Source organism: Bacillus cereus group sp. MYBK245-2, from assembly GCF_051916145.1.
In the GTDB taxonomy this organism is placed as follows: Bacteria; Bacillota; Bacilli; order Bacillales; family Bacillaceae_G; genus Bacillus_A; species Bacillus_A pacificus.
Genome location: NZ_JBQAGB010000027.1, coordinates 38,735 through 45,405, shown reverse-complemented (window position 1 = coordinate 45,405; position 6,671 = coordinate 38,735). Strand labels below are relative to the sequence as shown.

The window sequence follows — 6,671 nt, the reverse complement described above, 5'->3', positions numbered from 1 at the left end:
CAGATACACGCTCGTCACGATGATTTTTTAAAGCACCCATCATAAGAAATCTCTCCTTTTCCTCTTTTTTATCAGTGTTGACACATAAAAAGAGGTTCAGACACAAAAACACCTTACTCGTTGAAGTAAGGTGTTTTTTTATCTATTGTTACTTTTCTCATTCCATACATCTTCTTCAAATGCTATGATGAACAAGGGTATGTCCCCACCTCTCTTACAGCGGTGGGGATTTTAAATATAAATATGTAACATAATACACAATAGAAGGTGATTTTATGAGAAAATATGCTGCAATCGCTTTATGTACATCTGCCATTTTAGCAGGTTGTAATACTAACAATGTAAGTCAAGAACCTAAAAAAGAGAAAAAAATTCAAGAAACTAAGAAACAAGAAGAGACCGTGAAAGAACAAGGGAAAATTTCTTATAACCAAATTACACATGAATCTACAAACACTACTATTCATATGACAGATATAAAAGATGCTTTAACTGAAGTACAATATAAAATTTGGCGTACTGCTGATGGAAGGGAACACACTAAATCTTTTTCTTCTAAAGAAAAGGAGAAACAGTTTACACTTCCTTTTGATATAAAAGAATTTGAAGGAAAACGCGGTGAATTTCAAATTGAAGCAATAGGTATAAAAGAAGATGGGAAAACCATTCCACTCACAAAATCTGCTATTACTTTCGAACAAAAAGTTCCCGTTCTTATGTACCATGCAATCGATGATTATCACGGACAAGGCATTAAAGACTTATTCGTATCACCTGCTAACTTTGAAGCCCAAATGAAATATTTAAAAGACAACGGCTATACATTACTAACTTTTGAACGTTGGGGTGATATTAATAAAGTAAATAAACCTATCTTTGTTACATTTGATGACGGTATGAAAAATAACATGAATGCATTCCATGTTTTACAAAAGCTAAAAGACGATACGTTTAAACCAACAGCAACAGAATATATGATTGTTGATAACGTTGATGTAGAAGGATCACTGTCTACTTCTGAAATAAAAGAAATGGTCGATTCCGGCATTTTCTCAGTGCAATCTCATACAGCGACGCATGCAGACTTACCGAAAATTACAAACTATGAAGAGGAATTAAAAGGATCAAAAGAAAAGTTAGAAAAAATAACAGGTAAGCCCGTTATCGCAGTTGCTTATCCATTCGGTCATGTAGATGATAAAGTCGTTGCAGAAACGAAGAAATATTATCAATTTGCGACGACAACAAAACCCGGAAAATTCATTACAAAAGGTGAACCCGATGAATTGTTAAAAATGAAGCGTGTTCGCATACACCATACGACGACCGTAGAACAGTTTGCTTCTTCGATTCAATAACGATGAGGGCTCAATATATTTTGAGCTCTCTTTTTACGCTATATTTATATATATTTTTTGAATTTTCTTGTATTATATATAGTAAGAAATCTTTCAAATTAAAGGAGATTATACATATGTCATTTGAACAAACGTTAGAGAAATATGCTGCCCTTGCAGTCAATGTTGGTGTTAATATTCAACCAGGACAAACATTATCAATTAGCGCACCTCTTGAAGCTGTACAATTTGTACGCCTCGTTACAGAAAAAGCATATAAATCTGGTGCAAAACACGTATATGTGGATTGGAATGATGAGACGTTAACACGCTTAAAGTTTGATCTAGCTCCTGAAGAAGCATTCGCTGAGTTCCCATCTTGGAAAGCACACGCTCGTGAAGAATTAGCAAAAGAAGGCGCTGCATTTATGTCTATTTATGCAGAAAACCCTGATTTATTAAAAGGTGTAGAACCAACGCGTATCGCAACAGCTCATAAAGTAGCTGGTGAAGCAATGAAAGTATACCGTGATTACGTACAAGCTGATAAAGTAAGCTGGTGTGTCATTTCTGTTCCTACGAAAGAATGGGCTGCGAAAGTATTCCCTGACGTTGCACCAGAAGAACAAGAAGCAAAACTATGGGATGCTATTTTCAAAGCTACTCGTGCTGATTTAGAAAATCCTGTGGAAGCATGGAAAGAACACGATAAAACATTACATACAAAAGTTGATTACTTAAACGAAAAGCATTATAAAGCTCTTCACTATACAGGTCCTGGAACAGATTTAACGATCGAACTTCCAGAAAAACATGTATGGGCTGGTGCTGGTAGCTTAAATGAAAAGAACGTACCATTTATGGCGAACATTCCAACTGAAGAAGTGTTTACAATGCCACTTAAAACAGGTGTAAACGGCCAAGTATCTAGTACAAAACTGTTAGCATTTGCAGGTAACATTATCGATAACTTCACGTTAACATTTGAAAACGGACGTATCGTAGATTATAAAGCTGAAGTTGGAGAAGAAGCTTTAAAACATTTAGTAGAAACAGATGAAGGTTCTCACTTCTTAGGAGAAGTAGCTTTAGTACCTCATGATTCACCAATTTCAAACACAAATATTTTATTCTACAACACGCTATTTGATGAAAACGCATCTTGCCACCTTGCAATCGGAAATGCTTATGCATTTAACTTAGTTGGCGGAAAAACGATGTCTAAAGAAGAACTTGCTAAAAATGGCGCAAACGCTAGTATTACACACGAAGATTTCATGATTGGATCAGCTGAGCTTGATATTGACGGTATTACTGCTGATGGCAGACATGAGCCTATCTTCCGTAAAGGTAACTGGGCGTTTTAAATTTATTACCATAAAGAAACACATTGGATAATCCAATGTGTTTCTTTATTTATTTGGTTTCAATTCAAATTTTATTGTTCTATTTTCACGCGTAAACTCTGGTCTATACGTAGCGATATACGTATTTTCTTTCGCTACGTCAAATAGCATGATATCTTGAATTTTTTCTTCTGGTGCTAACTTTTTACTAATAAAGCTATCAGGGTTATTATATTCTTTAAATCTTGTACCTTTCTTATCGGTAATCTCAAATTCATAAAATGCAAAAGGTATTTCCTTTTTACTATTATTTTCTACTTTGAAAATAATCCCCAAAATCTCCTCTTTCTTTTTATCCTCATCATAATCCGGATATCCTAATTTAACTGAATCGATAGTTACTTGCAAACCATCTACGTCTACTGTCTCCCCTATTTTATACACTTTATCTTGAACATCTTCTTGTTTACTTTCATTACTATCTTTAGTCTCAGTGCAAGCACTTAAACTAAAAGCTATGCCAAAAATTAAAACAATTTGACTTACCTTTTCTAACATACTCTTTCCTCCACATAAGACAAAATTTCATATATATCATAACAAAACGCTTTACTCTTTCTTGTCATATTTTGTCGTATTAATTGCTAACTGCACAAATAGAAAAAAGCTATCTTCTACAAAAGATAGCTTTCATGATGCCGATGAAACCTTAAGCCCAATGACACCCAAAACAATAAAAAGAATACAAAATGCTTGAAATAAACTAATATGCTCTTTAAAAAAGTACACACTAATGATTGTAATAAGCAATGTTCCAACGCCAGACCAAATAGCATAAGCAATACTTAAATGGATCTTTTTCACAACGATGGCGAACACGCTGAAACAAATTCCATAAAACACGAAAATCAGTACACTCGGAACAAGCTTTGTTAAACCATTTGATAGTTTCATCGCAATTGTTCCAGCTACTTCAAAAATAATTGTAACAAGTAATAATAGCCAATATACCATACTAGAATCTCCTTCTCTGTTACCTTATAGAGATTCTAGTATACTACTTATAGTCCCAATGAAATATATTTAATTTCTAAATATTCCTCGATGCCGAAATGGCCTCCTTCACGACCGATACCACTTTCTTTAAATCCACCGAATGGTGCTTGTGCAACTGATGGAAGACCGTCGTTTAGACCGATAATACCGTACTCTAACGCTTCGCTAATTTGGAATGCTTGACTAATATCTTTCGTGAAAATGTACGCTGCTAAACCGTATGGCGTATTGTTTGCACGTTCAATTACTTCTTCAACCGTTTTAAATTTCGCAACAGGTGCAACTGGTCCAAATGTTTCTTCATTCATACAAAGCATCGTATCATTCGCCAATCCAATTACAGTTGGTTGCATAAAGTGTCCGTCTAGCTCTGCAACCTTTTGACCACCATATAAAACTGTTCCACCTTTTTGAATAGCATCTTCAATATGTTCCTGTACTTTCGAAACTGCATTCTCGTCAATAAGTGGTCCTACAGTCGTTCCGTCACCGAAACCGTCTCCTACTTTCAACTGCCCTACTGCCTTTTGAAACTTCTCTGCGAATACTTCGTAAACTTCTTCCTGAACAAATACTCGGTTTGTACATATACACGTTTGTCCTGCGTTACGGAATTTCGAACCGATTACTGCCTCTACCGCTTTATCTAAGTCTGCATCATTCATAACAATAAACGGTGCGTGACCGCCTAACTCAAGTGAAACCTTTTTCATCGTTTGTGCCGCACTAGCCATTAACTCTTTCCCAATTTCCGTTGATCCTGTAAAGGACACTTTTCGAACACGCCCATCTTCCATCCACGTATCAGCAATTGCTTTCGCACTACCTGTTACAATATTTATTACGCCTTTTGGAATGTCTGCTTCATGAGCTAATTCAGCTAATTTCAACGCAGTTAACGGCGTTTGACTTGCAGGTTTTACAACCGCTGTACAGCCTGCTGCAAGCGCCGGAGCTACCTTTCTCGTAATCATAGCAGCAGGGAAGTTCCAAGGCGTAATAGCTGCCATAACTCCGACTGGTTGCTTCATAACTAAAATACGTTTATTTGGATGAGAAGCAGGAATCATTTCACCATACACGCGTTTTCCTTCTTCTGCATACCATTCGACAAAACTATTTGCATAATTCACTTCACCAAGCGCTTCTGCAAACGGCTTTCCTTGTTCTCTCGTCATAATCGCTGCAATCTCTTCTTTATTTTCATCGATAAGTGTAAACCATTTTTTTAATTTCACTGCACGGTCTGCCGCTGTTAACTTAGACCATGATTTAAAAGCTTTATGTGCAGCATCAACGGCTTGCTTTGCCTCAGTTACCCCACCCTTTGGTACAGTCGCAAATATTTCCTTCGTTGCTGGATTATTTACTTCGATTTGTTCTTGCAATGTAATCCACTCACCATTTATATACATCGCCTTTTTCTCTACATTTACAAACGTCGCTTTTTTATCCAATGTTCTCTTCCTCCTCTATAAGTTTCTTTATTTTCCTCGTGGCAGCAGATTGACTTATTTTTAAAAACTCCGCTACTTTATAACTCGATCCATATGTTTTATATGCTTTCAAAATAATATTCCGTTCTACTTCTTCTAACATTTTATAGAGACTTTGACCAGACTGTTCAACTGTTGATTCTTGCATCGCTATTGGCAAATCCTCTATCGTAACGATATCATCAGCAGTTATAACAATTCGCTCAATCACATTTTCAATTTCTCTATTATTTCCTTCCCACGGGTAACCAACAAACATTTGCAATGTGCTAGGCGCTAATTTTACATTCCGACCATATTTCTCGTTAAAGTGTTGTAAATAATGATAAATAAGTGGCAAAATGTCTTCTGTTCTTTCCCGTAGTGGCGGGATTACAATGGGAATGACATTCAGACGATAATATAAATCTTTCCGAAATGTTCCTTGTTTCACCATCATACTTAAATCTCTATTTGTTGCCGCTACAATTCTAACGTCCACCTTTTTTAATTCTCTTCCGCCTATAGGGCGAAACGTTTTTTCTTGCAACACTTGCAAAAGCTTCGCTTGAATTTCAAGCGGCATTTCACCAATTTCATCTAAGAAAAGAGTTCCCTTATGCGCTGATTCTAATAGTCCCTTTTTCCCTTCACGATTCGCACCTGTAAAAGATCCGCCTGAGTATCCAAAAAGCTCTGATTCAATTAAATTCGTTGGCAATGCCGCACAGTTAATTTCATAGAAACTTTCATTCTTCCGGTTACTCACTTCATGTAAATGACGCACCAATCGACTCTTTCCTACTCCTGTCTCACCTAAAACGAGAACAGTACTATCTACCACGGATACTTTCTTGATTGTCTCGACTATTTTTTGCATAGCGATACTTTTAAAAATAAGTCCTTCATGTTCATATGTTTCTCTTAATTCTTTTTTATATGTTTTTAACTGATTATCCATTTCTTCTACCTTTTGACGTAATTGATAGAGTTCTGTAAGATCACGAGAGTAACTGATCACCCTTCTTAAATTGCCCTCTTCATCAAAAACAGGCCTTGTACGAACGTGTAAATACTCTCCTGATTTTGTCGTTTGAACGAGTTCAATCGGTCTCTTTTTTTCAATTACTTCTAACGTTGCCGATGGATAAAAGATACCATCCTTCTGCAATTCTTTTACATGTTTACCTACTAACTCTTTAGCAGCCAATTGATAGTGCCTTTCACATGTACTATTTACACGTACAACGATTCCCTTTTCGTCAGTCACAAAAATTTCGTCAAACGCATATTCAAATACATCTTGTAAATCCATTAACACTCGTTCCTTTTCTGCAACCATCCTAGCCACCCCTAACTTCCAATCCGTCGATTCACTTCACTACCTTTATTATAAAGTGAATTTTCTGGATTTTATATAGAGTCAGCTAGAATGTTTGCTGTTTTATTATTTAACT

The 6,671-nt window shown here is 36.1% G+C and carries 6 protein-coding genes; 2 read left to right on the top strand and 4 right to left on the bottom strand.

Annotated elements, in window-relative coordinates:
- Window positions 1–275: 275 nt before the first annotated feature.
- Both ACTFRN_RS27230 and ACTFRN_RS27225 read left to right on the top strand, forming a co-directional pair.
- Complete coding sequence (locus ACTFRN_RS27230) at window positions 276–1,358, top strand: polysaccharide deacetylase family protein (RefSeq protein WP_001233717.1); 1,083 nt, start codon at window positions 276–278, stop codon at window positions 1,356–1,358.
- Between the two features lie 116 nt (window positions 1,359–1,474).
- Window positions 1,475–2,704 carry an aminopeptidase gene (locus tag ACTFRN_RS27225; RefSeq protein WP_088106361.1) on the top strand — a complete coding sequence of 410 codons (1,230 nt, stop codon included), beginning with the start codon at window positions 1,475–1,477 and terminating at the stop codon, window positions 2,702–2,704.
- Window positions 2,705–2,749: 45 nt separating this feature from the next.
- On the opposite strand, the gene ACTFRN_RS27220 is transcribed toward ACTFRN_RS27225, so the two are convergent.
- The 4 genes from ACTFRN_RS27220 to ACTFRN_RS27205 all read right to left on the bottom strand — a co-directional run bounded on the left by ACTFRN_RS27220 (window position 2,750) and on the right by ACTFRN_RS27205 (window position 6,556).
- Window positions 2,750–3,241, bottom strand: a complete 492-nt coding sequence (locus ACTFRN_RS27220; protein WP_000891129.1) for a DUF4352 domain-containing protein — start codon at window positions 3,239–3,241, stop codon at window positions 2,750–2,752.
- A gap of 132 nt (window positions 3,242–3,373) precedes the next feature.
- Window positions 3,374–3,697: a DMT family transporter gene (locus tag ACTFRN_RS27215; protein ID WP_000263262.1), complete on the bottom strand. Its 324-nt coding sequence runs from the start codon at window positions 3,695–3,697 to the stop codon at window positions 3,374–3,376.
- A 47-nt stretch (window positions 3,698–3,744) separates the two neighbouring features.
- Complete coding sequence (gabD, locus tag ACTFRN_RS27210) at window positions 3,745–5,196, bottom strand: NADP-dependent succinate-semialdehyde dehydrogenase (RefSeq protein ID WP_074567865.1); 1,452 nt, start codon at window positions 5,194–5,196, stop codon at window positions 3,745–3,747.
- Window positions 5,189–6,556, bottom strand: coding sequence for a sigma-54 interaction domain-containing protein (locus ACTFRN_RS27205; RefSeq protein ID WP_000225163.1), 1,368 nt, complete (start codon window positions 6,554–6,556; stop codon window positions 5,189–5,191). Before ACTFRN_RS27205 ends, gabD begins: the two co-directional genes overlap by 8 nt.
- Window positions 6,557–6,671 lie beyond the last annotated feature (115 nt).

Bases quoted from the DNA above. Each gene is read 5' to 3' on its own strand.
- ACTFRN_RS27230 (WP_001233717.1), top strand. From the start codon at position 276: ATGAGAAAATATGCTGCAATCGCTTTATGTACATCTGCCATTTTAGCA.
- ACTFRN_RS27205 (WP_000225163.1), bottom strand. From the start codon at position 6,556: ATGGTTGCAGAAAAGGAACGAGTGTTAATGGATTTACAAGATGTATTT.
- ACTFRN_RS27225 (WP_088106361.1), top strand. From the start codon at position 1,475: ATGTCATTTGAACAAACGTTAGAGAAATATGCTGCCCTTGCAGTCAAT.
- ACTFRN_RS27215 (WP_000263262.1), bottom strand. From the start codon at position 3,697: ATGGTATATTGGCTATTATTACTTGTTACAATTATTTTTGAAGTAGCT.
- ACTFRN_RS27220 (WP_000891129.1), bottom strand. From the start codon at position 3,241: ATGTTAGAAAAGGTAAGTCAAATTGTTTTAATTTTTGGCATAGCTTTT.